Source organism: Salinisphaera orenii subsp. orenii MK-B5 (assembly GCF_003788635.1).
GTDB lineage: Bacteria > Pseudomonadota > Gammaproteobacteria > Nevskiales > Salinisphaeraceae > Salinisphaera > Salinisphaera orenii.
Map to the genome: position 1 here is coordinate 72,837 of NZ_AYKH01000006.1, position 26,344 is coordinate 99,180.

The 26,344-nt window shown below is 69.5% G+C and carries 24 protein-coding genes; 6 read left to right on the plus strand and 18 right to left on the minus strand.

Annotation, left to right across the window (positions count from 1 at the left end):
* Positions 1-82 precede the first annotated feature (82 nt).
* The 4 genes from hflX to mutL all read right to left on the minus strand — a co-directional run bounded on the left by hflX (position 83) and on the right by mutL (position 4,507).
* Positions 83-1,420: a ribosome rescue GTPase HflX gene (gene hflX / locus SAOR_RS04630; protein WP_123630414.1), complete on the minus strand. Its 1,338-nt coding sequence runs from the start codon at positions 1,418-1,420 to the stop codon at positions 83-85.
* A gap of 26 nt (positions 1,421-1,446) precedes the next feature.
* Positions 1,447-1,707, minus strand: a complete 261-nt coding sequence (gene hfq, locus SAOR_RS04635) for an RNA chaperone Hfq (RefSeq protein WP_123589619.1) — start codon at positions 1,705-1,707, stop codon at positions 1,447-1,449.
* A gap of 62 nt (positions 1,708-1,769) precedes the next feature.
* Positions 1,770-2,702, minus strand: coding sequence for a tRNA (adenosine(37)-N6)-dimethylallyltransferase MiaA (gene miaA, locus SAOR_RS04640; protein WP_123630415.1), 933 nt, complete (start codon positions 2,700-2,702; stop codon positions 1,770-1,772).
* The gene (mutL, locus tag SAOR_RS04645) at positions 2,699-4,507 is read right to left on the minus strand and encodes a DNA mismatch repair endonuclease MutL (RefSeq protein WP_123630416.1); all 1,809 of its coding nucleotides are present in this window, start codon (positions 4,505-4,507) and stop codon (positions 2,699-2,701) included. The genes miaA and mutL overlap by 4 nt, the downstream gene beginning before the upstream one ends.
* Positions 4,508-4,838: 331 nt before the next feature.
* Here mutL and SAOR_RS04650 point away from each other — a divergent pair, with 331 nt between their 5' ends.
* The gene (locus SAOR_RS04650) at positions 4,839-5,288 is read left to right on the plus strand and encodes a Fur family transcriptional regulator (protein ID WP_123630437.1); all 450 of its coding nucleotides are present in this window, start codon (positions 4,839-4,841) and stop codon (positions 5,286-5,288) included.
* 61 nt (positions 5,289-5,349) lie between these two features.
* Positions 5,350-6,807, plus strand: a complete 1,458-nt coding sequence (locus SAOR_RS04655) for a catalase (RefSeq protein WP_123630417.1) — start codon at positions 5,350-5,352, stop codon at positions 6,805-6,807.
* 236 nt (positions 6,808-7,043) lie between these two features.
* Here SAOR_RS04655 and SAOR_RS04660 read toward each other — a convergent pair whose 3' ends face one another.
* The 12 genes from SAOR_RS04660 to pcnB all read right to left on the minus strand — a co-directional run bounded on the left by SAOR_RS04660 (position 7,044) and on the right by pcnB (position 19,919).
* Complete coding sequence (locus tag SAOR_RS04660; RefSeq protein WP_123630418.1) at positions 7,044-8,174, minus strand: NAD(P)/FAD-dependent oxidoreductase; 1,131 nt, start codon at positions 8,172-8,174, stop codon at positions 7,044-7,046.
* Positions 8,165-8,962 (minus strand): TSUP family transporter, encoded by a 798-nt coding sequence (locus SAOR_RS04665; RefSeq protein WP_123630419.1) that lies wholly within the window; start codon positions 8,960-8,962, stop codon positions 8,165-8,167. Before SAOR_RS04665 ends, SAOR_RS04660 begins: the two co-directional genes overlap by 10 nt.
* A gap of 380 nt (positions 8,963-9,342) precedes the next feature.
* Positions 9,343-10,830, minus strand: coding sequence for an N-acetylmuramoyl-L-alanine amidase (locus SAOR_RS04670; RefSeq protein ID WP_221177774.1), 1,488 nt, complete (start codon positions 10,828-10,830; stop codon positions 9,343-9,345).
* A gap of 143 nt (positions 10,831-10,973) precedes the next feature.
* Entirely contained in the window at positions 10,974-11,438 is a 465-nt protein-coding gene (tsaE, locus tag SAOR_RS04675; RefSeq protein WP_123589627.1) for a tRNA (adenosine(37)-N6)-threonylcarbamoyltransferase complex ATPase subunit type 1 TsaE, read from the minus strand.
* Positions 11,435-12,940 (minus strand): NAD(P)H-hydrate dehydratase, encoded by a 1,506-nt coding sequence (locus SAOR_RS04680; RefSeq protein ID WP_123589628.1) that lies wholly within the window; start codon positions 12,938-12,940, stop codon positions 11,435-11,437. Before SAOR_RS04680 ends, tsaE begins: the two co-directional genes overlap by 4 nt.
* Before the next feature lie 259 nt (positions 12,941-13,199).
* Complete coding sequence (gene pgi, locus SAOR_RS04685; RefSeq protein ID WP_123630420.1) at positions 13,200-14,834, minus strand: glucose-6-phosphate isomerase; 1,635 nt, start codon at positions 14,832-14,834, stop codon at positions 13,200-13,202.
* On the minus strand, positions 14,831-15,211 hold the full coding sequence (gene panD, locus SAOR_RS04690) for an aspartate 1-decarboxylase (RefSeq protein WP_123630421.1): 381 nt from the start codon (positions 15,209-15,211) through the stop codon (positions 14,831-14,833). Before panD ends, pgi begins: the two co-directional genes overlap by 4 nt.
* 532 nt (positions 15,212-15,743) lie before the next feature.
* Entirely contained in the window at positions 15,744-16,589 is an 846-nt protein-coding gene (gene panC, locus SAOR_RS04695) for a pantoate--beta-alanine ligase (RefSeq protein ID WP_123630422.1), read from the minus strand.
* 10 nt (positions 16,590-16,599) lie between these two features.
* Positions 16,600-17,433, minus strand: a complete 834-nt coding sequence (gene panB, locus SAOR_RS04700) for a 3-methyl-2-oxobutanoate hydroxymethyltransferase (protein WP_123589632.1) — start codon at positions 17,431-17,433, stop codon at positions 16,600-16,602.
* A 17-nt stretch (positions 17,434-17,450) separates the two neighbouring features.
* The gene (locus SAOR_RS04705; RefSeq protein WP_123630423.1) at positions 17,451-18,098 is read right to left on the minus strand and encodes a deoxynucleoside kinase; all 648 of its coding nucleotides are present in this window, start codon (positions 18,096-18,098) and stop codon (positions 17,451-17,453) included.
* A complete protein-coding gene (folK, locus tag SAOR_RS04710; protein WP_123630424.1) occupies positions 18,095-18,607 on the minus strand; it encodes a 2-amino-4-hydroxy-6-hydroxymethyldihydropteridine diphosphokinase in 513 nt (170 codons plus the stop codon). The genes SAOR_RS04705 and folK overlap by 4 nt, the downstream gene beginning before the upstream one ends.
* Before the next feature lie 13 nt (positions 18,608-18,620).
* Positions 18,621-19,919 (minus strand): polynucleotide adenylyltransferase PcnB, encoded by a 1,299-nt coding sequence (gene pcnB, locus SAOR_RS04715; RefSeq protein WP_342782567.1) that lies wholly within the window; start codon positions 19,917-19,919, stop codon positions 18,621-18,623.
* 122 nt (positions 19,920-20,041) lie between these two features.
* Here pcnB and SAOR_RS04720 point away from each other — a divergent pair, with 122 nt between their 5' ends.
* Positions 20,042-21,541, plus strand: a complete 1,500-nt coding sequence (locus SAOR_RS04720) for an amidase (protein WP_123630426.1) — start codon at positions 20,042-20,044, stop codon at positions 21,539-21,541.
* Complete coding sequence (locus SAOR_RS04725; RefSeq protein ID WP_123589636.1) at positions 21,538-21,963, plus strand: RDD family protein; 426 nt, start codon at positions 21,538-21,540, stop codon at positions 21,961-21,963. The genes SAOR_RS04720 and SAOR_RS04725 overlap by 4 nt, the downstream gene beginning before the upstream one ends.
* 6 nt (positions 21,964-21,969) lie before the next feature.
* Here the strand turns inward: SAOR_RS04725 and lptG are convergent, their stop codons facing one another.
* Positions 21,970-23,034, minus strand: a complete 1,065-nt coding sequence (gene lptG / locus SAOR_RS04730) for an LPS export ABC transporter permease LptG (RefSeq protein ID WP_123630427.1) — start codon at positions 23,032-23,034, stop codon at positions 21,970-21,972.
* A complete protein-coding gene (gene lptF, locus SAOR_RS04735) occupies positions 23,031-24,131 on the minus strand; it encodes an LPS export ABC transporter permease LptF (RefSeq protein ID WP_123630428.1) in 1,101 nt (366 codons plus the stop codon). Before lptF ends, lptG begins: the two co-directional genes overlap by 4 nt.
* A 200-nt stretch (positions 24,132-24,331) precedes the next feature.
* Between lptF and SAOR_RS04740 the strand changes: the two genes are divergently transcribed.
* On the plus strand, positions 24,332-25,837 hold the full coding sequence (locus tag SAOR_RS04740) for a leucyl aminopeptidase (RefSeq protein WP_123589681.1): 1,506 nt from the start codon (positions 24,332-24,334) through the stop codon (positions 25,835-25,837).
* 10 nt (positions 25,838-25,847) lie between these two features.
* Entirely contained in the window at positions 25,848-26,282 is a 435-nt protein-coding gene (locus tag SAOR_RS04745) for a DNA polymerase III subunit chi (RefSeq protein WP_123630429.1), read from the plus strand.
* Positions 26,283-26,344: the final 62 nt, after the last annotated feature.

The following is a 26,344-nucleotide window of genomic DNA, read 5'->3' on the forward strand; positions in this document are numbered from 1 at the left end:
CCGGCCCGACCCCTGTCGAACGCGCACACGGCGTTCGGCACGGGCACAACGGGTCCGGCCGCTGTTCACGCGTTCCGGTATGTCAGTGTATGTGCGTTCCCGAAGTCTCGCGAACGGACATGCGCGCCGCACGCCGCTGCACGAGCACGTCCTCGACCGTCAGCCCCGCCCGCTCGATCAGCCGTGCGAGATCACTCTCGGAGGCGGTCACGGACAGCAGCGCATCGCCGTTGCTCTCGTATCGTTCGTCGTCGACGACCCCGAGCTCGAACAGCCGCGAACGCAGCCGTCCGGCCGTGGCCGGCACCCGGAGTACGCCCGCGACCATGTCCGGGTTGCAGATATCGGCCAGCACGGCGCGCAGTTCATCGACGCCGGCGCCGGTCATCGCCGACACCCAGACGCGTACCGGCGCGCCGTGGGCGTCGCGCTCGATGCGCACGGTCTCGTCGTCGAGCAGGTCGACCTTGTTGAAGACCTCGATCTGGGGCACTTCGCCGGCCCCGATCTCGGCCAGCACCTGATTGACCTGCGCGGCGTGCGCACGGCGCTCGGGGTCGGCAGCGTCGATGACGTGCACCAGCAGGTCGGCGTCGCGCGTCTCCTCGAGCGTGGCCCGGAAGGCCGCGACCAGCTCATGCGGCAGATCGCGAATGAAGCCCACGGTATCGGCCACGATCAGCGGGTCGCCGACCGGCACCTCGAGTTGACGCAGCGTCGGATCGAGCGTGGCGAACAACTGGTCGGCGGCGTAGATCGATTCGCCGGTGAGCCGGTTGAACAGCGTCGACTTGCCGGCGTTGGTGTAGCCGACCAGCGACACGATCGGCGTCTCCGCGCGCCGCCGCGACGCCCGCCCCTGCTCGCGTCGGGCGAGCACCTTTTCCAGACGCTCGCGCAGTGTCTTGATGCGCACGTTGAGCAGGCGCCGGTCGGTCTCGAGCTGGGTCTCGCCCGGCCCGCGCAGGCCGATGCCGCCCTTCTGGCGCTCCAGATGCGACCAACCCCGCACGAGACGGGTGGCCAGATGCTGGAGCTGGGCGAGCTCGACCTGCAGCTTGCCCTCGTGCGAGCGGGCCCGCCGGGCAAATATATCCAGAATCAGCCCGGCCCGATCGAGCACGCGAGCGTTCAGCCGCTTCTCGAGGTTGCGCTCCTGGCTCGGCGAGAGGTCGTGGTTGAACACCACGAGCTCGGCCTTGCGGTCCACCACGGCCGCGGCGATCTCGTCCACCTTGCCGCCGCCGACGAAATAGCGCGGATCGGGCGAACGGCGACTGCCGCCGATGTGGTCGAGCACCTCGGCGCCGGCGGACTCCACCAGCTCGTGGAATTCGCGATCGGCCTCGGCGTATTCGTCGACGCCGAAGGCGATGTGCACGATAACGGCCGCCTGACCGCTGGGCGGCCGTTCAAACATGCGTCAACACGGTGGCCGGATCGAAACTAATCGTCGTCCACCTCGCCGGCGTTCTCGCCCATCTCTTCGCGCATCTCGGAGCGCACGTTGCGCGACGGGACGATGGTGGAGATCGCGTGCTTGTAGACCATCTGGTTGACGGCGTTGCGCAGCAGCACGACGAACTGGTCGAACGACTCGATCTGACCCTGCAGCTTGATGCCGTTGACCAGATAGATCGACACCGGCACGCGCTCCTTGCGCAAGGCGTTGAGGAATGGTTCTTGTAGTGTTTGGCCTTTTGCCATGGGGACAGACTCCGAAAAAGCAGCAAATAGAAATCTTCGATGACGCTATCGTAGCACGTGCACTAGAGGCCAAACCATTGACTGACATGACTTTGCGCCTGCTCACGCAGATCCGGGGCGTCGCTTTCCAGCCACCGGGCCGATTGCAGCGAGCGCAGCCAGGTCAGCTGCCGCTTGGCCAGCTGGCGGGAGGCGAACACGGCGCGGCGCGCCCCCTCGTCCATCCGCATTTCGCCGGCCATTACCTGCCAGAGTTGACGATAGCCCACCGCCCGTATCGACGGAAGTGTCACATTGAGATCGGGACGCGAATAAAGCTTTTCAACCTCTGCGGCGAACCCCTGTTCCAGCATGATCTCGAATCGTCGCGCGATCCGTTCGTGCAGCGCGGCCCGGGTCGCCGGTGCCACGACGAGCTTGCAGATGGACCACGGCAGCGCGGATTCGTTCTGCCGCGCATGCAGTTCGCTGGGCGCGGTCCCGGTCAGGGCATGGATCTCCAGCGCCCGCTGGATGCGCTGCGCATCATTCGGATGGATACGCGCCGCCGACGGCGGATCGACCGCGGCCAGCCGGGCGTGCAGGTTGTGCCAGCCGTCGGCCTGCGCCTCGGCGGTCAACCGCGCGCGCACCGCATCGTCGCGGGGCGGCATGTCCGCCAGGCCGTGCTCGAGCGCGCGGAAATACAGCGAGGTGCCGCCGGTGAGCACCGGCAGGCGGCCGGCCGCGTGGATGCGCGCGATCTCGGCGGCGGCATCGGCGCGGAACTCGGCCGCGGAGTACGGCTCGGCCGGGTCGCGGATGTCGATGAGCGCATGCGGCGCGCGCGCCAGCGTGGCCGCATCCGGCTTGGCCGTGCCGATGTCCATGCCGCGATAGACCATCGCCGAGTCGACCGAGACGATCTCGGCGTTCAGGCGCTCGACCAGATCCACCGCGAGTCCGGTCTTGCCGGAGGCGGTCGGCCCGAGAAGAAAGAGAACGGGCGGCTTCACTGGCCGCGCATGAACAGTCGGTCGAGCCCGGCCATGTCGACCTGAATCCAGCTGGGGCGGCCGTGATTGCAGTGCCCGGCGCGATCGGTGTGCTCCATGTCGCGCAGCAGCGCGTTCATCTCGGTGAGCGTCAGCCGCCGCCCCGCCTTGACCGCCGCCTTGCAGCCCATGTCCGCCAGCACGTCGTCGATGGCGTCGCGCACGCCGTCGGCGCCGCGCAACCCGTCGTCGAGTTCACCGATGACGTCCCGCGCCAGGGCGATGTAGTCGCCGTCGGCAAGCAGCGCCGGCACCCCGCGCAGCAGCGCCGTCGTCGGCCCGCTGCGGCTGATGTCCAGGCCGACCGCGGCCAACGCCTCGCCGTGCTGTTCCACGGCCGCGGCCTCGGTCTCGGCGAGCGCGAGCGTCTCCGGCACCAGCAGGCACCGGCCGGCGATCTCGCCCGAGGAATACTCCGCCTTGAGCTGCTCGTAAAGCACGCGCTCGTGCGCGGCGTGCATGTCGACCAGGATCAGGCCGTCGCGATTCTGGGCGAGGATGTAGATATCGTGCAGCTGGCCGATCGCATAGCCGAGCGCGGGGGTGTCGTCGGGTTCCGGCGCGGGCGCCGCGGCCGCCGCGGGCGTGGGCTCGGGCGGCGCCTGGAACCGATAGGCCGCCGCGACGTCGCCCACCCCCGGCCGGGTGTCGAACCCGAACCCCCGGGTCGGCTGCGGTCCGGCGGCCGCGGGCGGCTCGGGCGCGGCGACCGGCCCGGTATCGGCTGCGGGCTCGCGTACCGGCAGCTCGACGTGCCGCGCGGGATGCGGGGTGGCCTCCACCGCCGCGAGCGCGCGACCGACGCTGCGGAATACGAAATCGTGCACCAGACGCGACTGGCGGAATCGCACCTCGGCCTTGGCCGGATGCGCATTGACGTCGACCTGCCGCGGGTCGACCTCCAAATAGAGCACATAGGCCGGATGCCGCTGATTGTGCAGCAGATCGCGATAGGCCAGACGCACCGCGTGGTTGAAGACCCGATCGCGGATGGGCCGCGCGTTGACATAGCTGTACTGCAGATCGGCCTGGCCGCGCGAGAATCCGGGCGTCGCCACCCAGCCGGTCAGACGCAGCCCGGCCGCGGCCTCGTCCACCGCCACGGCGTGTTCGTCGAAGCTCTTGCCCAGCACCCGGACCACCCGGGCGAGGCGCGCCGCGGTGTCCGCCGCCGGGGCGAGCCGCGCAAGTTCGACGCCGTCGTGACGCAGTACGAACCCGATGTCGAAGCGCGACAACGCCAGCTGGTTGAAGGCGCGCCGCAGATGCCGAAGCTCGGTCGCCGGCGCGCGCAGGAATTTGCGGCGCGCAGGGATCCGGGCGAACAGTTCCCGCACTTCGACACGCGTGCCGCGATTCTGCGGCGCCGGCCGCGCGTCGTCGTGGCGGCCCGGGGATACTGCCCAGCCGTGCTCGGCGCCCGGTCCGCAGGAGGCCACGGTCAGCTCGGCCACCGAAGCGATGCTCGCCAGGGCCTCGCCGCGAAAGCCCAGACTCGCGACCGCCTCGAGCTGGGACAGGCTGCTGATCTTGCTGGTCGCGTGCCGGGCCACCGCCATCGGCAGCTCGCTCGGCGCGATGCCGTCGCCGTCATCGTCGACCACGATGCGACGCAGACCACCCTGTTCCACCTCGACCTCGATATGCGCCGCGCCCGCGTCGAGACTGTTCTCGACCAGTTCCTTGACGATGGAAGCCGGCCGTTCGACGACTTCGCCGGCGGCGATCTGGCTGATCAGTTGGTCGTCTAGCGGCAGGATCGGCATGGGCGGTAAACGGCGTCCGGGTCGACTCGGGCGCCCCATTCTAATCCGGTACCAGCCGCCACGCCGACCAGCACCGGTAACGCCCGTACCGCGCCGACAAACCCGGCGCTCCTGCGCGATCGCCGGGCACGCCCCGGCGGTGCCGGAAGATCCCGCCCGAGCCGGGCCCACTGGCCATAGCGAGCCCGGCGTCAGGCCACCATTTCGGTGCGCGCGAGTGGGCCGTATTTCCTTGCGGGCGTGCGAACCGGCGATTTGCGACGCGCCGCCGCTCGGAGCAGGCAGCTCTTTTCTTGACTCATCCAAGAAAATAAATGATTATGCTTCTGCAATGAGTCGAGACACAGCAACCACGGTTCAGGAACTGCGCGACAACGGTCTGCGGGTCACCGCACATCGTTTCGCGGTACTCGAATGGCTGGTCGACCATCCGCATGCGACCGTCGAGCAGGTGCACGACGGCGTCGGCGCGCGGATCGGGGCCATCTCGAAACAGGCCGTGTACGACGTGCTGTCGGCCTGCATGGAAGCCGATCTGGTCCGCCAGATCAAGCCTGCCGGGCATCCCGCCCGCTTCGAGCGTCGCACCGGCGACAACCATCATCACCTGATCTGCCGCGGCTGCGGCAAGATCGACGATGTCGACTGCGTGGTCGGCGATGCGCCCTGCCTCTCGCCGGGCCATGACCACGATTTCGACGTCGACGAAGCGGAGGTGATGTTCTGGGGCGTCTGCGCGGACTGTCGTTCGCATGCAACCCCGGCCGAACAGGCTGTGTGATCGATTCTTTGAAAGGCGTGACCCGCTGCGTCACGCGCCGAACCACCGGGAGGACAGAACCTTGACAGACGATATCCGCAACACCGAAACGACGACCGGCGGCGAGCCGTATCCGAGCGACGAGCATTCGCTCACCGTCGGCAACGACGGCCCGATCGTGATGCACGATCACTTCCTCATGGAGCAGATGGCGGCCTTCAACCGGGAGATGATTCCGGACCGCCAGCCGCACGCCAAGGGCGGCGGCGCCTTCGGCCAGTTCGAAGTCACCGAGGACGTGTCCAAGTACACCAAGGCGACGTTCCTGCAGAAGGGTGCGACGACCAACATGGTCGCCCGCTTCTCCACCGTCGCCGGCGAATCCGGCAGCCCGGACACCTGGCGTGATCCGCGCGGCTTCGCGCTGAAGTTCTACACCGACGAAGGCAACTTCGACATGGTGGGTAACAACACCCCCGTGTTCTTCGTGCGCGACCCGATGAAGTTCCAGCACTTCATCCATTCGCAGAAGCGCCGCGCCGACAACGGCCTGCGCGACCACGACATGCAGTGGGACTTCTGGACGCAGTCGCCGGAATCCGCGCATCAGGTCACCTGGCTGATGGGCGATCGCGGCGTGCCCGCCACCTGGCGCCACATGAACGGCTACTCCAGCCACACCTACATGTGGGTCAACGCCGAAGGCGAGCGCTTCTGGGTGAAGTACCACTTCAAGACCGATCAGGGCATCAAGTGCCTGACCCAGGAACAGGCTGACCAGATGGCCGGCTCGGACGCCGACTATCATCGTCGCGACCTGTTCAACGCGATCGAGCGCGGCGACTTCCCGACCTGGACGCTGTACGTCCAGATCATGCCGTACGAGGACGCCAAGACCTACCGGATCAACCCGTTCGACCTGACCAAGATCTGGCCGCACGAGGACTATCCGCTGCACAAGGTCGGCACCATGAAGCTGGACCGCAACCCGACCGATTTCCATACGGAGATCGAGCAGGCCGCGTTCGAGCCCAACAACATGGTGCCTGGCACCGGCGTGTCGCCCGACAAGATGCTGCTGGCCCGTACAATCTCCTATGCGGACGCCCATCGCGCCCGTCTGGGTGTGAACTACAGGCAGATTCCGGTCAACGTGCCGAAATCGCCGGTCAACAGCTACACCAAGGGCGGCGCGATGCGCATGCACAACGTCTCCGATCCGGTGTACGCGCCCAACACCAAGGGTGGCCCCCACGCCAACCCGTCCGCCTACCCGGCGAACAACGTCTGGGAAGCCGACGGCCAGATGGTGCGTGCCGCCTACACGCTGCGCAAGGACGACGGCGACTTCAATCAGGCCAACGACCTCGTCAACAAGGTCATGAACGATGAGGAGCGTGATCGCCTGGTGAACAACGTTGTCGGCCATCTGAGCGGCGGCGTCAGCGAGCCGATCCTCGAACGCGCGTTCGAGTATTGGAAGAACGTCGATCAGACCATCGGCGAGCGCATCGAAAAAGGCGTGCGGGCGAACACCTGATCGCTCCACCCCATCGCCGAGTGCGACAAGGGCGGCGCGTCGATCGACGCGTCGCCCTTTTTCATGTCCGGCGGATCAACGACTCGACGATGGCCCGGACCATTGGTATCGCGAACGCCGCTCCGCCTTCGGCCGCCACCCGGTAGTCCACATCTACCGCGCCCCGGGCCACCACGGTCACAGCGACCAGCCGACCGGCCGCCCCGATCGCAGCGGCCGACGCCGCCGATCATCAATCACCGATCCGCGATCCCCGCGCCGCCCTGCGCCTGCGCAGTCTCGGCCAGACGCGCGTCCAGGCGCCCGTCGAGTGCGTGCTTGTAGTCCGCCAGCCAGCGACCCCGCCACCAGAACCGGCCCCACCAGCCCAGCGCCGTGCCGTCGGCGAGATCGATCAGGCCGCGCTCCGGACCGGCGCGATAGTGGCCCAGCGGTCGACGCGTGAGACGCGCCTGCAGATTGCGCGCCAGCACCCGGGCCTGACACGCGACGTCCATCGGCGCCGGCACCTGCCCGCCGGGCAGACGAGCGCAGCCGCCGGCCGCGAACACCCGATCGTCGACCGTCGAATGCAGGCGCGCGTTGACACATAGACGCCCCGCCTGCGTCGGCAGACCGCCGGCATGGATGAAGCGGCTGCCGCGTTCGCGATGACTGGTCACCAGATGATCCGCACCGAAGGCCCGGCCGTCCGAACTGAGCACCGCCGCCTCCGCCAGCGTGCTGATCGCGGTATCCATCACCACATCCACGCCACGCCGGGCGAGTTCGCGCACGAGCGCACGCACCGCCCGCCGCGGCGCTTCCGGCAGCAGCCGTGGCCCCGGCACATAGAGCGCGACCGAGAGACGGCGCGGCGCCCGCGACAGCCCGGCGGCCACTTCGACCGCGCGCGCATCGGCGCCGCAGACCGCGACGCGCGGCGGGCGCCCCGTGGGCGCATGGTCGAGCGCGTCGCGGCATTGGGCCAGCGCCGCCACCGAATGGGCCGGCCAGACCTGCACACGCACGCCGCGATCATCCAGGCCGTCCAGATCGGGCTCGAGGCCGACATCGATCGATACCGCGTCGTAGCGGTGCATCGCGCCGCCGGCGACCCAGACCCGCTGATGGCGCGCATCCAGGCCGATCGCCCGTGTCCCGGCATAGTCGAAACGCACGTCCCGACAGCGCCTGCCCAGCGATGCCCGCAGCGCCTCGGGCGTCACCCGCCCCGCCATGAGCGCGCTGACGTGATTGCCCCGCCAGAAGCGGCCGGGATCGATGAGCGCGACCGCGATGCCGGCATCGGCGAAGCGCCGGTGCTCGGCCAGCAGCGCCATGTGGCGATGCCCGCCGCCGACGAGCACGACACGCTTCACAGCCACCCCGCCACCGCGACGCCGAGAAGCGCCAGCATGCCGACGAGCACACCGCAGGCGATCGCGCGGGCAAGCCACGGCCGCCACCGCTCGCGCTCGACACGGCGGGCGAAACCCGCACCCGCAACCGCGCCCAGCACATACAGACCGGAGACATAGCCCGGCGCTGCGGGCGCGAGCACGAACTGAAACCCCGCGGCCACCAGAGCGACCAGCGCCACGGCCAACAGCATCGAACCGAGCTCGACGGGTTCGTCGGCGGGCGCGAAGCGACGCTGCAATGCGCGTACACCGGCCGCCCCCGGCGCGGCCGCCGCCGCGAGCGCGGCTCCGATCACCGCGCCGGCCGCCAGAAGCGCGGCGCCCGGATAATCGGCTTCGGCGGCGGCGGCCGCGAAGGACCGCGTCTCGCCGCGCCAGAGCGCGGCCGGGGTGTGACCGCGGGATGTTCCGGCCAGACGCCACAGCGCCATCGCCGACGCGCAGGCCGCTGTCGCGACGATCGTAACGAGGATCGCAGCGGGCAGCCATTGCACCAGGGCGCTTACAGCGAGGGTCACCGGCACGCCGGCCGCGGCCAGGTGCAGCGCACGGCGCGCATCGCACTGGCGTGCGCGCACCGCATCGCCCGCGGCCACCGCGCTGCACAGCGCCAGCGCCAAGAGCAGCACCGGCAGCGCCGCCTGGGGCTGCATCCCGGCGCAGAGCACGAGCAGAGGCAGGCCGATGAACGCCCCCGTATGCGTCGTTAGACCGAAAGCCAGCCCCGCGAGCAGGCCGTAGACAAGACTCAATCAGCGCTCCCGACGGTGCCCGTCCGTCGGCGCCCGCAGCGACGAATGACGGGAAAACGATCGCCCAGTCTAGGGCCTGTCAACGTTTCGTACGAGTCCGAGCCTAGCGCTGTTCCACGGCAAGACGCCCCGTAGTGCGCGCCATGCAGTCATTCCGCACAAGCGTGCTATACGCTTTATTGCCGCATCTTGTTAATTCCATGGGCGCTTGTGACGGTTCGGCCGGCCATGCCAGATCGACTATGGGCGCGCTGCGGTGTTCCAAGCCCTAGTCGCGGCTCGCCACGAACGGCTGCGCGCGCCTTGCCGCACACGATGTGCGGTCTCCAACGCGGCGCTCGTTCATCGGCCGATACGACATCGCGCGCCCGTATCGCCGCTCAGTTGAGGCCGGCGACCTGCTGTCCGCCGGCGGCGGGAATCTCGAGCTCCATGCCGACGCGGATGGTACTGCCGCTCAACCCGTTCGCGCTGCGCAGGTCACCCACGCTCACACCGTACTGCTGGGCGATGCCCGACAGGGTTTCGCCGCTGCGCACCTTGTGGACCTGATTCTCGGCGATGAGCGTCGATGGCCGATAGCTGGCGAAATAGCCCTTGATGCCGCGCAGCATCGCCCGCGCCAGATCCTTCTGGTAAGCACTGCTCAACAGCTTGCGTTCCTCGCGCGGGTTCGAGATGAAGGCCGATTCGACCAAAAACGACGGAATATCGGGCGACTTCAGGACCATGAAACCCGCCTGCTGCACCTTCGACTTGTGCAGTTGGCCCAAGTCGTCGAGTTCCCGGAGCACGCGGCCGCCGGCATCCAGACTCGCTTCGATGCTCGCGCTCTGCGACAGGTCGAGCATGAACGACGCCAGACTGTCGTCCTTGCCCTTGAGACTGACACCGCCGACGAGATCGGACGCGTTTTCGCGCTGGGCCAGCCACCGCGCATGTTCGCTCGTCGCGCCGTGATGCGACAGCGCATAGACCGAGGCGCCGCTGGCCAGCGCGCCGCCGGGTGCGGCGTCGGCGTGGATCGAGACGAACAGATCCGCCCTGGCTTCGCGCGCCTTGACCATGCGTTCGCGCAGGCCGATGTAGTAATCGCCGTCGCGCGTGAGCACGCCACGCATGTTCGGCTGAGCGTCGACCATGGACTTGAGCCGACGCGCAATCTCCAGTACCACATCCTTTTCGTGCGTGCCGCTCGGCCCGAGCGCCCCCGGATCCTTGCCGCCGTGGCCGGCATCGATGACGATCACGATATCCCGGGAGGGCGGCTCCGGCGTACGCGCCGCGCGCTGGCGGCCCGAGCCGCGCTTGTCCGCCTCGGCGTCGGACACCTGCGCCAGCGCGGCGGCGGTGTCGTCGGCGGTCTGGTCACCGGTGGCGGAAGCGACGTCCGAATCCGGCCGCTCGCCGCCGGCCGCAGCTTTTTCGGACGATTCATCACGCGCCGCGGTGCGTGTCGTCGGTGCCCCGTTTTCGCGGTAGAGGTCCACGACCAGACGATAGGGATGCGACTCATCCGGATCGAGCATAAAGCTCTTCGGCGACACGGCTTCGGCGAGGTCGATGACCACCCGCAGATCGTCACCGTTCCGAACCCCGGTGCGCAGCCGTTTGATCAGGCCGCTGCCGCGCGTATCACCGCCCACGGCGGATACCGCACGGGCGTCCGGCAGATCCACCACCAGCCGCAACGGGTCGTCGAGCATGAACAGATCGGGTTCGGTCGCGCCGGCGAGGTCGAAGACCACGCGTGTCTTGTCTGCGGATGCCCAGAGGCGGACATCCTTAAGCGTCGCCCGATCGGCCGTGGCCGCCGTAGCCAGGCACAGCAGCAGTCCGAAAACCAGCCATTGCAAGCTCGCGCGCATCATTGGTCGCCCTGTGCGGATGGCCCCGAAGAATAATCGCCCGACTAGAGCCTATCGCCACCTCTCAAGGCTGACAACCATTTTTTCCCAATCAAAACAGCGCTCAGGCGCGTCCTCTTTTCTATCCACTTGAAAGAATTGACCTATGTGGCATTTTCAAGCGCCGCCAGCAGGCGCTCGCCGGCCGCGGAGTGGGCGCTGACACGCGCTCGCCGGCCAGGCTCGTGATACTGCAGTTCGATGGTGGCATCCATCGACGGCAGAAAGCCGGCGCCGCGGTCGGCCCATTCCACGCAGAGCCAGTCGCGCGCCGGATCGATCTCCCGAATACCGAGGAATTCCAGCTCCTCGGGATCGCCGAGCCGATAGAGATCGAGATGGTGAAACATGCGTCCCGCCACCGCATACGGCTCGACGAGCGTGTAGCTCGGCGAGGCCACGGCACCGGTGTGGCCCAGCGCCCGCAGCACCGCCCGCGCGAGTGCTGTCTTGCCCGCGCCCAGCTCGCCGGACAGCGCGATCGCCATGCCGCCCTCACTTCGCGCCAGGACAGCGCCGATGCGCGCGCCCAGCGTCGCCGTGGCGTCCGGGTCCGGCAGATCGATCACGTGCGTGCGGGGTTGACGTAGTGCCGCAGCCAGTCGAGCAGATCCATCGGCAGCAGACCGCGCTGACCGGCGGCATCGGCGGCGGCATCGCCCGCGCGGGCGTGGACATAGACGCCCATGCCGGCAGCGGTGCCGATGTCCAGCCCCTGCCCATGCAACGCCGCGATCACGCCGGTGAGCAGGTCGCCCATGCCGCCGACCGCCATGCCCGGATTGCCGTCCGTGCACAGCCAGAGCTCCTCCGGCGTGGCAATCAGGCTGCCGGCCCCCTTGAGCACGGTGACGGCGTCATAACGCCGGGCGATCGCCTGGGCCGTGCCCACGCGATCGTCCATGACCTCGGCGGTCGAACAGCCGAGCAGCCGCCCCGCCTCGCCCGGATGCGGCGTGAGAATCCAGCGGCCGCGGGCACGCGGCGCCTGCGCGAGCTGATTGAGCGCATCGGCGTCCACCACCAGCGGCTTGTCGCTGTCCATCGCCGCCTGCCAGAGCGCACGGCCCCAGTCGTCGGCGCCGAGCCCGGGGCCGATCGCGAGCACGTCCGCGGCCGCGATCAGCGCCTCGGGCCGCTCGTCCGGGGCGATGCCACGGCACATGAGCTCCGGCCGGGCCTGGCTCATGGCGCCGGCGTGATCCGGGTGGCAGGCCACGCTCACCAGCCCGGCGCCGCTGCGCAGTGCGGCCTCCGCGGTCATGCGGATGGCGCCACCGAAGCCACGATTGCCGCCGATGCACAGCACATGGCCGTTGTCGCCCTTGTGCACGTTGCGCGAACGCGGCACCAGCGCCCGCCGCAGCGCGCGATGGGTGAGCCGTCGTGCCACATAGGGCGCGTCTCGATAGAGGGCATCCGGTGCGTCGAGCGCCGAGAAGGCGAGTTCGCCGCAGTGCGCCGGGCCCTCGCCGGTCAGCATGCCGAGCTTGAGGCCGATGAAGGTCGTGGTGGCATCGGCACGCACCGCGTGGCGCCAAACATGCCCCGTGGTCGCATCGATGCCCGAAGGGATATCCACCGCGAACACCCCGGCGCCGCGATCGCCAGCGTCGTTGATGCGCTCGATGGCGCGGGCTATGTCGCCCTCGACGTCGCGGTTCACGCCGGTACCCAGCAGCGCATCGACGACGACATCGGCCTCGATGGCCGTATCGGCAAACGGCGAGACCAAGCCGCCGGTTTCGCGGAAACGCTTGACCGCGCGGGCGGCGTCGCCGCCGATCTCGTCGGCATCGACCAGGCTCTCCAGCGTCACCGTCCAGCCCGCGGCCATCGCCAGGGACGCAACCAGGAAGCCGTCGCCGCCGTTGTTACCCGGCCCGCAGAGCACGGTCATACGTCCGGGCATCGCCCAGTAATGGGCCAGCTCGTCGAAGGCGGCGCGCGCGGCGCGCTGCATCAGTTCGTAACCGTCGACGCCGAAGTCGTCGATGAAGCGCGCATCAAGCGCGCTCACCTGCGACGCCTCGTAGACGACCTCCGGCAGATAATCGCTGGAATCTCTCATGACTGCATTCTAGAACCTGTTGCGGCCCGTGTGGCATCGGGCCGACGGCATCTCGGCAAGGAAAGCGTGAGGCCATACCGGGCCTCACGCCCTCGCCGGACGGGACGACACGGCACGGTGGTCGAGAGCAGTGGACGTCGGAGAATGCGCTCCGCCGCGGCCTGTAGGCTGGACCTGCGCGCGCACGCCCCGGCTTCGTCCGGCAAGGGGCATCGCGGGCCGGATCGCGACCAGCGCGCCGGGCGCGAGGCCGTATCGTTCAGCCGCCGGCGCGCCCCCAGGCGCGGCGTACGCGGTCCATCAGGGCGTCGGTCGACGCGTCGTGATCGGCCGGTTCGCGGCTGCCCTCGAGCTCGCCCAGCAGCTGCCCGGCCATGGTCTTGCCGAGCTCGACGCCCCACTGGTCGAAGCTGTTGATGTTCCAGATCACGCCCTGAACGAAGACCTTGTGTTCGTAGGCGGCCACCAGTGCGCCTAGATGCCAGGCATCGAGGCGGTCCATCAGGATCATCGAGTTCGGGCGGTTGCCGTCGAACCGGCGTGCAGCCAGCCGCTGCTCCAGGGCCCAGCCGGACAGGCCCTCGCGGGTGAGTTCGTCGACCAGGGCGTCGGTGTCGCGCCCGCGCATGAGCGCCTCGGCCTGGGCGAGACAGTTGGCCACGCGCTGGCGCTCGCGATCGTCGGCGGCGGCCTCGGCGTCCGACAGCGGCAGCACGAAATCCACATCGGCGGCGAGCACGCCCTGATGGAGCATCTGGAAGAAGGCGTGCTGGGCGTTGGTACCAACGCTGCCCCAGACCGTGGGCACGGTCTCCACCCGCACCGCCTCGCCGTCGCGGGTCACGGACTTGCCGTTGGATTCCATTTCCAGCTGCTGCAGGAAGGCCGGCATCGCGGCCAGGCGCTGCGCATAGGGCACCACGACGTGGCTCGGCAGCCCGAGAAAGTTGTTGTTCCACACGCCGACGAGCGCCAGCGTCGCCGGCAGGTTGGTCTCCAGCGGCGCGGTCTCGAAATGGTTGTCCATGGCATGGGCGCCGGCCAGCAGCGCGTCGAACGTCTCCATGCCCAGGCCGAGGGCGATCGAAATGCCGACCGCCGACCATAGCGAGAAACGACCGCCCACCCAGTCCCAGAAGCCGAACATGCGCTCGATGCCGAACGCGCGCACGGCCTCTTCATTGGTGGACACGGCGACGAAATGGCGCGCGATATCGTCTTCCGACGCGCCGTTGTCGAGCAGCCACTGACGCGCGACCTGGGCATTGGCCAGCGTCTCGGCGGTGCCGAACGACTTGGAGGTGACGATGAACAGCGTGCGCTCGGGATCCATGCGGATCAGCGTGTCGTCGAGATCCGCAGGGTCCACGTTGGCCACGAAGTGACAGTGGATGCGCTGGCGCAGCTGGGCGAGCGCATCGCAGATCAGGCGCGGGCCGAGATCCGAGCCGCCGATGCCGATGTTGACGACGTCGCTGATCGGCGCGCCGGTGTAGCCGAGCCAGCGCCCGCGACGGACATCGTCGACGAACTCGGCCATCGCCGCGCGCACCGCGTGGACCTCGTCGTGCAGCGGCGCGTCGTCGGGCCGGCGCAGGGCCATGTGCCAGGCCGCCCGCCCCTCGCTGTTGTTGACCGGCGCGCCGGAGAACAGGGCCGTGCGCGCGGCGTGGAATCCCTGGGTCTCGGCCAGCCGGCCGAGTGCGCGCATCACCGCCTGGTCGACGCGTTGCTTGGAATAGTCGAGCGTGATGCCCGCCGCCGAGAGCGTGAAGCGCTCCGCGCGTGCCGGATCGTGCGCGAACATGGAATCCACGCGCGCCCGGCTCATCTGCGCCGCGAGCCGGCCCAGATCGCGCCAGGCCGGCTGCTGACGGATGTCGAGATCGGTCACGCGGCCTGTACGGGGATGGCGTTGCGGGTGTGCGTGACCTGGTTGGCCTCGTCGAGATAGATCAGCCGGGGCTTGTGCGCGCTGGCCTCGCCCTCGGGCATGCAGCCGTACGCGCAGATGATCAGCCGGTCGCCCACACCGGCCTTGTGCGCGGCCGCGCCGTTGACCGAAATGACCCGCGAGCCGGCCTCGGCGCTGATGGCGTAGGTCGAGAAGCGTTCGCCGTTGGTCACGTTGTAGATCTCGATCTGCTCGTAGGGAAAGATGCCGGCGGCATCGAGCAGATCGGAATCGATCGCGCAGGAACCCTCGTAGTGGAGCTCCGCATGGGTCGTGCAGGCGCGGTGGAGTTTGGCTTTCAAAAGCGTGACTTGCATGGCGTGATTCCGTTGTTACCGAAACGGTGGTTCGGCGAAATCGTAACCAAAATCCGTCCATCGGACCAGCGGCTGGCCATCGACCCGCGTCCGGTGAGCGGGAGGCCACGCGACCGATGCCCGCCGATGCATGGGTGCCGGCACGCCACGCGGACGAACGCCGGTCGGCCGGCTCGCCCGAGCAGCCTTCAACACGTCATGCGAACGCCGCGTTCGCGGCGACCGCACGTCGTGTCCTGCAAGGCGCGAGCCGCCGTTCGTGGCGCGCCCCGATCAAGACGTGCCATGTCGCACGGCGTCCATGATGAATGGTTCATGGGCGGCCCGGGCCGATGGACCGGGCATCCATGATGGTCACGAGATACGGCAATCCAGCGTTGGCACACGCGGGCGCGGAGTGACGGCGCGTTTTGCAGCAGCACAGCGCCCGGCGAGGAATCGCATGGCGCGCTGACAAACCCTTGGCGGACCGAGCTGGAAGCGCGCCCCTACCGTCCTATCACGATCCGCGACGCGATTCTCCGCGCGCAGGTCAGCGCGGGGGCGCCGAAACCCCCATGTTGTCGATCAACCGGGCGCGGCCGAGATGACCGGCCGCGAGTACCCGGAAGACGCGGGTGCCGGGATCCGGCGGGGTCAACGCCGCGCTGCGGATCTCGAAATAATCCGGATCGAAACCGGCCTCGGCCAGACGCGCCGTCCCCTGACGTTCGAGGGCGGCGAAATCGCGCTCGCCGGCCGCGAGCCGATCGACGCATTCGCGCAGCGCGGCGGCCAGCGCCGGGGCGCGCCGGCGTTCGGCCGCGCTCAGGTAGCCGTTGCGCGAGGACAGCGCCAGGCCGTCGGCCTCGCGCTCGATCGGCACGCCGGCGATGTCGATGTTCATGCACAGGTCGGCGACCATCTGCCGGATCACGGCCAGCTGCTGATAGTCCTTCTCGCCGAAGAAGGCCGTGTCCGGCCGCACCAGATTGAACAGCTTGGCCACCACCGTGGCGACGCCGTCGAAGTGGCCGGGCCGACGCGCCCCGCAGAGAATGTCGGTGACACCGGCCACCTGCACCCGTGTCGCCGAGCGTCCGCCGTCCGGGTACATGGTCTCGACGCTGGGGGTGAACACGACGTCGACGCCCGCGGCCTCGAGCGCGGCGAGATCGGCCGCCAGCGTGCGCGGATAGCTGTCCAGATCCTCGCCGGGACCGAACTGGAGCGGGTTGACGAAGATACTGGTCACCACCCGATCGCAGCGCGCGCGGGCCGCGGCCACGAGCGCCATGTGGCCGGCGTGCAGGTTGCCCATGGTCGGCACCAGCCCGATGCGGCCGCCGGCGTCGTCGCGCCAGGCCGCCAGCGCGTCCGCGGTGGTCAGTCGCTGCATGCGGCCGGTGTCAGGAAAAGGCGTGTTCGGGCGCCGGGTAGCGGCCGTCCTTGACCGCGGCGACGTAGTCGGCCGCAGCCGCGTCCAATGTACCCGCATCATCCATGAAGTTCTTCACGAATCGCGGCTTGCGGCCGGGCGACAGACCGAGGATGTCGTAGACGACCAGAATCTGGCCGTCGGTGTCCGGCCCGGCGCCGATGCCGATCACCGGCACGCCCGCGTTGGCGGTGATCTCGGCGCCCAGCGCGGCCGGCACGCACTCCAGCAGGATCATGTCCGCGCCGGCCTCCTCGAGGAGCTTGGCGTCGCGGATCATGGTCTCGGCGGCGTCGCCGCGGCCCTGAACCCGAAACCCGCCCAGCTTGTGCACGAGCTGCGGCTGCAGGCCGATGTGGGCACAGACCGGCACCCCGCGCATCGACAGATGCTCGACCGTGTCGGCCTGGATCTCGCCGCCCTCGAACTTGACCATCTGAGCCGCGCCCTCGCCCATCAGCCGGTGGGCCGTGGCCAGGGCATCGTGCTTGGTCGCGTAGGACAGGAAGGGCAGATCCGTCATCAGAAAGGCCCGGCCGAGGCCGGCCGCGGTGATACGGCTGTGATAGACCATGTCGTCGACCGTGACCGGCACCGTGCTCGAATGGCCCTGGACGACCATGCCGAGCGAGTCGCCGACCAGCACCACGTCCACGCCGGCACGGTCCTCGAGCGCGGCGAAGCTGGCGTCGTAGGCGGTCAGGCAGGCGATCTTCTCGCCCTCGGACTTCATGCGCGCCAGGTCCGACAGGGTCACCGGACGGGCGTCGCGCTGCTGCAGATGCGGATAGGGGTCGGTGCTCATGGCGCGCGACTATAGCATCATAGTCGGGCCTGGCCAGTCCCGGCCTCCAGCCGTACCACGGGCGTTCGCGCGTGCACGGCCTCGAGCAGCGCGGCGTAGTCGCTGTCGCTCGCCACCAGATCCAGGGCGGCGGCATCCACGCGGATCAGGCGCGCGCCGGCGAAGGCGGCGAAGAAGTCGCGGTAGGCCGCGACCACCCGCTGCAGATAGTCGGCGGCCAGGCCGCGCTCCGCGGCCCGGGCGCGGTGGGCGATGCGTGCCATGAGCACGTCCACCGGGGCGTGCAGATAGATCACGCAGTCGGGCACCGGCGCCTGCCACGCCAGGCGGGCGTAGATGTCCTCGTAGAGTGCGAGCTCGGCGCCGTCGAGCGTCAGCCGCGCGAACAGCGGATCCTTGTCGAACATGAAATCGGCCACGCAGCCGCGCCCGAACAGGTCGGTCTGGCGCAGGTCGTCGATCTGGCGTGCGCGCTGCAGCAGAAAGAACAGCTGGGCCGATAGCGCGTGCCCGCGCGGGTTGTCGTAGAAATCGCCGAGAAACGGGTTCTCCTCCGGCGCCTCGGGCAGCAGACGGGCGTCGAGATCCGTGGCCAGACGCGCGGCGAGCGTGCTCTTGCCAACGCCGATCGGCCCCTCGACGGCGATATAGCCGCCGGGTTTCACGCCGCGCCCCAGGGCCGCACGTCGGCGGTGTCGAGCCCGGCCAGCAGGTCGACCACACGGCCGGCCGAACCCAGCGTCAACGTCGGCGCGATGTCGGCCAGCGGCACCAGCACGAAGGCGCGCTCGCGGGCGCGCGGATGGGGCAGCTCGAGACGCGGGCCGGCGCGGCGGCGCTCGTCGAAGGCCAGCATGTCGAGATCCAGCGTGCGCGGGCCCCAGCGCACATCGCGCACGCGGCCGTGGTCGGCTTCGATCGCCTGCAGGGCATCGAGCAGCGACAGCGGCGTCCGCGTGGTGGCGACGGCCGCGCAGGCGTTGCAGAAATCCGGCTGCCCGGGGGGCCCGCCGACCGGCGCGGTGCGATAGCGCGGCGACACCGCCAGCAGACGCACCGCGGGGATCGCGGCGATCGCCTCGACGGCGCCACGCACCTGGCGTTCGGGCCGTTCGAGATTGCTGCCCAGGCCGATCCACGCGACCCGGGGCTGGGCGGCTGCCGGGTCGTGCACCCGCGCCACCCGCCTAGGCGGTTTCGCTGCTGCGCCGCCGCCGGCGACCGCCACGCTTGCTGCGCGCCTTTCGCGGCCCCGCCGATGCCGGCGCCGGCGTGGACGGATCGTTCTGGATCGCGGTCCACCACTCGGCGAGTTCGTCATCGACCTCACCGACCTCGGCCCGCAACAGGAGGAAGTCGTAGGCGGCGCGAAAGCGCGGATGCGTGAGCAGCCGGTTGGGCTGCTTGCCGCGCCGTTTGTGAAAGCGCGGCTGCAGCTGCCAGATCTCGCGCATCGGCACGCCGAAGCGTTTCGGGATCGCGACCCGCTGGACCTGGTGGGAAACCACCTGGGCCTGGGCACTGGCCAGCGCCGGCATCGGCGGCATGCCCTCGCCCTCCAGCACCGCGGCGCGCTCACGCACCGCCGGCCAGAGCAGCGCGGCGAAGATGAAGGCGGGCGTGACCGGCTTGCCGGCATCGATGCGCGCCGCGGTGTTGGCTATCGCCTTGCCGATCAGGGCCTCGCTGGCCGCCCCCGCCGGCGAATCCAGCACGGCGGCGGTCTGGTCGAACAGCGGATCGAGCAGCCCGTAGTCGCGCAGTGCCGCGTAGACCTTCGGCGCCGCCGAGGTCATGAGCAGCTTGAGCACCTCCTCGAACATGCGCGCCGCCGGCACGTCGGCCAGCAGCGGCACCAGCGCGGCCGGCGGCCGCGCCGCCGGATCGATGGTCAGATCCAGCTTGGCGGCGATGCGCACGGCGCGAAGCATGCGCACCGGGTCCTCGCGGTAGCGCACCTGCGGGTCGCCGATCAGTCGCAGGCGGCGCGCGTCGACGTCCGCCATGCCGCCGACGTAGTCGTAGACGCAGTCGTCGGCGCCGTCGTAATAGAGCCCGTTGATGGCGAAATCGCGCCGGCGCGCATCCTCGGCGATGGAGCCGAACACGTTGTCGCGCAGCACCCGGCCGGAATCGTCGAGTTCGCGCGTATCGACGCTGTCGCTGTCCTCGCCCGGGTCCGCGCGGAAGGTCGAGACCTCGATGATCTCGCGGCCGAAGCGCACGTGGGCGATACGGAAACGGCGCCCGATCAGCCGCGCCTTGCGCCCGAACACGTCGACCACGTCTTCGGGCTCGGCGTCGGTGGCGACGTCGAAATCCTTGGGATCGACGCCGAGCAGCAGATCGCGCACGGCGCCGCCCACGACGCAGGCCCGGAAACCTTCCGCCTGCAGTCCCTCCAGCACCTGGCGGGCGGCGCCGCTGATCCGGTTCGGGGCGATACCGTGCTCGCCCGGCTCGATGACACGTAACTCGTTGATGATGACGTACCGATTGCACTGAAAGCCTGTATGAGCGCGCTAGTTTACAACGTAAGGCCTTCGCGGCGCGTGCACCGCCCCCGTGCAGGCTCTAGACTCGGGATTTTTGGGCAACCGGTCCCGGCATGAAGCACGCTGAATACGCCGCCCGCGACGCGCTCGGTCTCGCCGGGTTGATCGCCGCCGGCGAAATCACCGCGGCCGAGGCCCTGGCCGCCGCCCGCGCCCGCTGCGATGCGGTCAACGGCCGGCTCGGCGCCGTCATCCACCGCATGGACGCGATCGCCGAGGCCCGCGCGGACGACGACGTGACCGGCCCGTTCGCCGGCGTGCCTTTCCTGCTCAAGGACCTGTTTCAGGACTACGCCGGCGTGCCCGGCGCCAGCGGCAACCGCGCTCTGCGCGATGCCGGCTGGGCGCCGTCGGCGCACGCCGAGATCACCCGACGTTTTCTGGCCAGCGGCGTCAACGTCTTCGGCAAGACCAACACGCCCGAGTTCGGCGCCAAGGGCGTGACCGAACCCGCGGCCTTCGGCCCCACCCGCAATCCGTGGCACCACGAACATACGCCGGGCGGTTCCTCGGGCGGCTCCGCCGCGGCGGTGGCGGCCGGCATCGTGCCCATGGCCGGGGCCAACGACGGCGGCGGCTCGATCCGCATCCCGGCGGCCTGTTGCGGCCTGTTCGGCCTCAAGCCCGGCCGCGCCCGCGTGCCCGGCGGCCCGGAACGCAGCGACACGATGCACGGCGCCAACGCCGATCACGTGCTGACCCGATCGGTGCGGGACAGCGCGGCCATGCTCGATGCGACCGCCGGGTACGAGCCCGGCGCGGTCGCACGGATCGAAGCACCCACCCACAGCTATCTCGACGCCCTCTCGCGGCCGCCCGCGGGGCTGCGCATCGGCATGCTGGACGAATCGCCCCTCGGCCTGCCGCTGCACGCCGAGGCCGAGGCCGCGCTCGCGACGACCGGCACGCTGCTGGAATCGCTCGGCCACCACGTCGAACGCGCGGCGCCCGCCATCGACGGGCTTCAGCTGGGCCAGGACTTCCTGACGATGTGGTTCACGCAGATGGCGGTGGCCGTGGACGACGTCCGTCGTCGCACCGGCGCCGGCGTCGAGGCCTTCGAACTCGACACCCGGGCGATGGCGCACGTCGGCCGCGCGCTCGCGGCCAGCGAATACGTGACCGCCTACAACCGCTGGCAGGGCTATCGGCACGCGCTGGCCGACTTCCACACCGACTACGATCTGCTGCTCACGCCCACCCTGGCCGGGCCGCCGCCGCGGATCGGCGCCCTCGCGACGCCGCGCTGGCAGCAGCTCGCCCTGCGGCCGCTGCTGCGTCTGCCCAGCGCCCGCGCACTGATCCGCTCCGGCATCGTCGAGCAGATGGCGCGCGACAATCTCCGCCACGTGCCTTTCACCCAGCTGGCCAATCTCACCGGCACGCCGGCCATGTCGGTGCCGTTGCACACCACGGCCGCGGGCCTGCCGCTCGGCAGCCAGTTCGTGGCTCCGCCCGGCGGCGAGACGCTGCTGCTGCGCCTGGCGGCCGAGCTGGAGGCGGCCGCGCCCTGGTTCGACGCGCCGCCGACCGACGATATCGAACGCCCATGAGTCTCTCGCCCTACCCCGCCGGCCTGCTTCGTCGCCTGGCCGCCGCGGTCTACGACCTGTTTCTGCTGGTCGCCCTCTGGCTGATCGCGGGGCTGGCCCTGCTGCCCTTTCACGGCGGTGAAGCGGTCGACGGCCACAATCCGCTGGTGCGGCTGTATTTCCTGTTCGTGCCGTATCTGTTCTTCTCGTGGTTCTGGACACGCGGCGGGCAGACGCTCGGCATGCGGGCCTGGCGCATGCAGGTCCGGGCGGCCGATGGCGGGCCGGTCGAATGGCATCACGCCGTACGCCGCTACGCCGGCGCCTGGGTCTCGTGGCTGTCGATCGTGGGCATGCTGTGGTGTCTGGTCGACGCCCAGCGCCGCTGCCTGCAGGACATCGTCAGCGGTACCGAGGTCATCGTCTATCCGCGCGAGGACTGAACCGACTCAGTCAAGACGTCGCAGCCAGACGAGGGTCGCGAACGCCAGCAGCGCGGTCGGCAGGCTCGCCGCCAGCCAGGGCGCCAGGCCATAGACCGGCGCCGTCGAGGCCACGATCTCGTTGACCAGAAAGAAGACCAGTCCCAGCAGTCCGCCCATGAACAGGCGCTGCCCCGCACCCGCGCTGCGCAGCGCGCCGAAGGCGAACGGCAGCGCGAAGACCACCAGCACCCACACCGTGATCGGGCCGACGATGTTGCGCCACAGCGCCAGCCGGTAGTCGTCGGCGTTGATGTCGTTGCGCTGCAGATAGTCAATGTAGCGCCAGAGACCCGGTGTGGAGAGTTCGTCGGGCTGGGTGACAGCGAGTTCCAGCACATCGGGCTCGATCTCGATATCCAGCGTCAGCGACGCCGGCGCCTGCGTCTCGGTGTGATCCTCGAAGATCCGGGTCAGCCGCGGCTGCTCCGCGACAAGCCGCCCGTCCTCGAGGCGGGCGTAGTCGGCGTGCAGCGCACGCGAGAGCCGGCCGCCGTCGGTCAGCTCGTAAACGGTCAGATCGGCGATGCGCCCGTCCGGCAGCGTGCCGTCGATGCGCACGAGCGTGTCGCCCTGGCGCAGCCACAGACCGTCGTCGATGGACTCGACCGACTCGCCGTGGCGCGCGGTGTCGCGCAGGGCATCGCCGCTGCGCGTGCCGGCGGGGCCCAGATACTCGTTCATGGCCACGGAAAGCAGCGCCAGCACGACCCCGGCCACGCTGACCGAGAGCGCCAGGCGCTTCATCGACACGCCGGCAGCGCGGATTACCACCAGTTCGCTGCCGGCCGCCAATGCGCCGAGCGCGAGCAGCGCGCCGAGCAGTGCGACCACGGGCATCACCAGATTCAGGTGGCCCGGCAGCCGCAACGCCATGTAGGCTAGCACCTGGGCGACGCCGTAGCCGCCGTCGCCGATGTTGTCGGCTTCGCCGATGAACGTCGAGAGCATGACCAGCGCGGCCACCACCAGGGCCACGGTGGCGGTCGCGGCCAGGATCGAGCGCCCGATGTAGCGGTCGATGATGTTCATGCCCGCGCCCTCCGGTGCCGCCGCGCGAAGACACCCTGCTCGCGCATCACCAGCCCCACCGCCACCGCGAACACGGCGGCGTGCACCCACCACACGCCGAGCAGCGCCGGCAGCCGCCCCTCCCCGACGCTGACCGCCACCAGATGCACCGCATTGACGTAGATGACATAGAACAGGATGCCGGCGATCACCCGCGCGTAGCGCCCGGCGCGCGGCGGCACGCGACCGATCGGCAGGGCCAGCAGCGCGAGGATTACGATCGATATCGGCACCGAGACCCGGGTCTGCCATTCGGCCGCCGCCTCGGGGCCGTCCCGGGCGAGCAGCACGGGCACCGACATGGTCTCGACATCGCCCGAGACTTCCGGTGCCGGCGGCGCCACCTCGACCCCGTGCTCGGCGAACTGCACGGCACGGTAGTCCGCGCGCCCCGGCCGGCCCTCGTAGCGCCAGCCGTCGTCCAGCACCAGCGTCACCCGCCGGGTGTCCTCGTCGCGCTGCTGGCGGGCGCGGTCGGCGGTGATGACGGTCTCGGTCGGCTCGCCGTCCTCGCCGTCGCGCTCCACCCGGATGAACACGTTGCGCAGGTTGCCTTCGTCGTCGCGGCGCTCGGCGTAGAACGCCGCGTCGCCGTCCAGAAAGGTGCGGAAACGCCCGGGCGACAGCGACTCGATCGCGCTGGTCGCGGTCGCCGCGCCCAGGGTCTCCATCGCCCGTTCGGCGCGGGGCGCGGCGAACAGCGAGAGCGCGCCCGCGATCAGGGCGACGATCAGCGCCAGCGTCATGAACGGACGATAGACCGTCCCCAGGCCCGCACCGCCGGCGAACAGCGCGGACATCTCGTTATCGCGGCACAGGCGGCCAAGCGTCAGCAGCACGCCCAGCAACACCGAGACAGGGAGCACGATTTCCAAGTTTTCGACGGTGCTGAAGGCCGCCAGCGAGAGCACCGTGTCCACCGGCAGTTCGCCGGCCGCGGCATCGCCGATGAATCGCGACAGCCCCAGGCCAAGCGTCAGAAACAACAGCACGCCGGTGACCACGAGCCAGGTGCGCAGCGCCTCCGCGAACAAATATCGGAATATGACCCTAGTCATCGGTTACCGGGACATCTGTAAAACGCGAATAGTTCATTTATGATGCGCCGAGGAAGACCGGGGATGATTTTTCTGCAATTTTCGGTAAACTGCCGCGTCCCCGAGCGGTCTATTGAACAATCGATCACGGCGTGACGGCTCGCGGCGGTTCGCCCCGCATCGCGAGACGAGCGCCACAACACGTATTGCAGGAGCAGTTCATGGAATATCTCGTCAAGAGCGGCAGTCCGGAGAAGCAGCGGGTGGGCTGCGTGGTGGTCGGTATCTTCGATCGCCGCAAGCCCTCGACGCAAGCCGAGGCCCTGGACACCGCCAGCGGCGGCCTGATCGCCTCGGTCATGCGGCGCGGTGACATGGACGGCAAGCTCGGACAGACCACCGTACTGCACGGGCTCGATAATCTGTTCTGCGATCGCATCCTGCTCGTCGGCTGCGGCAAGGAGCGGGATTTCAACCAGCGCGCCTATCAGCGCGCCTGCCGGGCCGCGGCCGCCGAGCTCGACGGCATGGGCGGCGTCGACGCCGCGTTCTATCTCACCGAGCTCAACGTCAAGGGCCGGGACGATTTCCGCTGGTCGGTCAAGCAGGCGCTGATGACGGTCGAGGAGACCTTCTATCGCTTCGAAGCCTGCCGCGGCGTGGGCTACGAGAAGCACAGCCGCAAGCTCGCGCGCCTGGTCTTCCAGGTGCCGCGCCGCTCCGACCTGCCGGCCGCCGAAAAAGGCGTCTCCGAAGGCGTGGCGACCGCCAACGGCGTCAAGCTGGCCAAGGATCTCGGCAACATGCCGGGCAACATCTGCACGCCGACCTACCTCGCCGAGCAGGCGGGCGCGCTGGCCGAGCGCCAGGCCAAGGTCAAGACCAACGTGCTCGAGGAGGCCGACATGGAGGCCCTAGGCATGGGCGCGCTGCTGGCGGTCTCCCGGGGCTCGCGGCAGCCGGCCAAGCTGATCGTCATGGAATACATGAACGGCCCGAAGAACGCCAAGCCGACGGTCCTGGTCGGCAAGGGCGTGACCTTCGACTCGGGCGGCATCAGCATCAAGCCGGGCGCGGCCATGGACGAGATGAAATACGACATGGGCGGTGCCGCCAGCGTGTTCGGTGCGGTGCAGGCCGCCGCCGAGCTGGAACTGCCGATCAACGTCGTCGGCGTGGTGGCCGCGACCGAGAACCTGCCCGACGGCGACGCCTACAAGCCCGGCGACATCCTGACCAGCATGTCCGGCCAGACGATCGAGATCCTCAACACCGACGCCGAGGGCCGCCTGGCCCTGGCCGACGCGCTGACCTACGTCGAGCGGAACTACGACAGCGACGCCGTCGTCGACATGGCCACGCTCACCGGTGCGGCCGTGATCGCGCTCGGCGCCCACGCGGCGGGGCTGTACGCCAACAACAGCCCGCTGCGGCGCTCCCTGCGCGACGCGGGCGAATACGTCGGCGACCGCGCCTGGCCGATGCCGCTGTGGGAGGAATACCAGTCCCAGCTGGACTCCAACTTCGCGGACATGGCCAACGTGGGCGGCAAGGCCGCCGGCTCGGTGACCGCGGCGAGCTTCCTGCATCGCTTCGCGCGCAAGCTGCGCTGGGCGCATCTGGACATCGCCGGCGTGGCCTGGAAGACCGGCAAGGACAAGGGTGCGACCGGCCGTCCGGTGGGCCTGCTCGTGCAGTATCTGATCGAGCGCGCGCAGCAGGCCTGACGCCCGGCCGATGACCGAGGTCTTCTTCTACATACTGGCGGACGAAGCCGCGGATGCGAGCGCCCGTTTCGCCTGCCGCCTGACCGAGAAGGCGCATGCAGCGGGCCATCGTGTCTATCTGCATGTGGCCGACGCGCGTCAGGCCGAGGACCTCGACGACCTGCTCTGGCAGTTCCGCCAGGGCAGCTTCGTGCCGCATGCGACGGTGGCGGCGCTGGAGGCCGACGACGACCTCACGCCGGTCGTGATCGGCACCGGCGAGCCGCCGGCCGGCTTCGACGACGTGCTGGTCAACCTGGGCGGCGACGTGGGGACGTTCTTCTCGCGATTCGCGCGTCACAACGAGATCGTCGCGCCGGCCGATGTCGCGGCGGCGCGTTCGCTGTATCGTTTCTACAAGGATCGCGGCTACGCGCTGACCACGCACCGGATCGCGGCGCGCTAGCGCCTCGCCCCCTTCAACCAATCGCGGGCCCGTTCGGCGGGCCGTAAAAGGCTTTTTTCGAT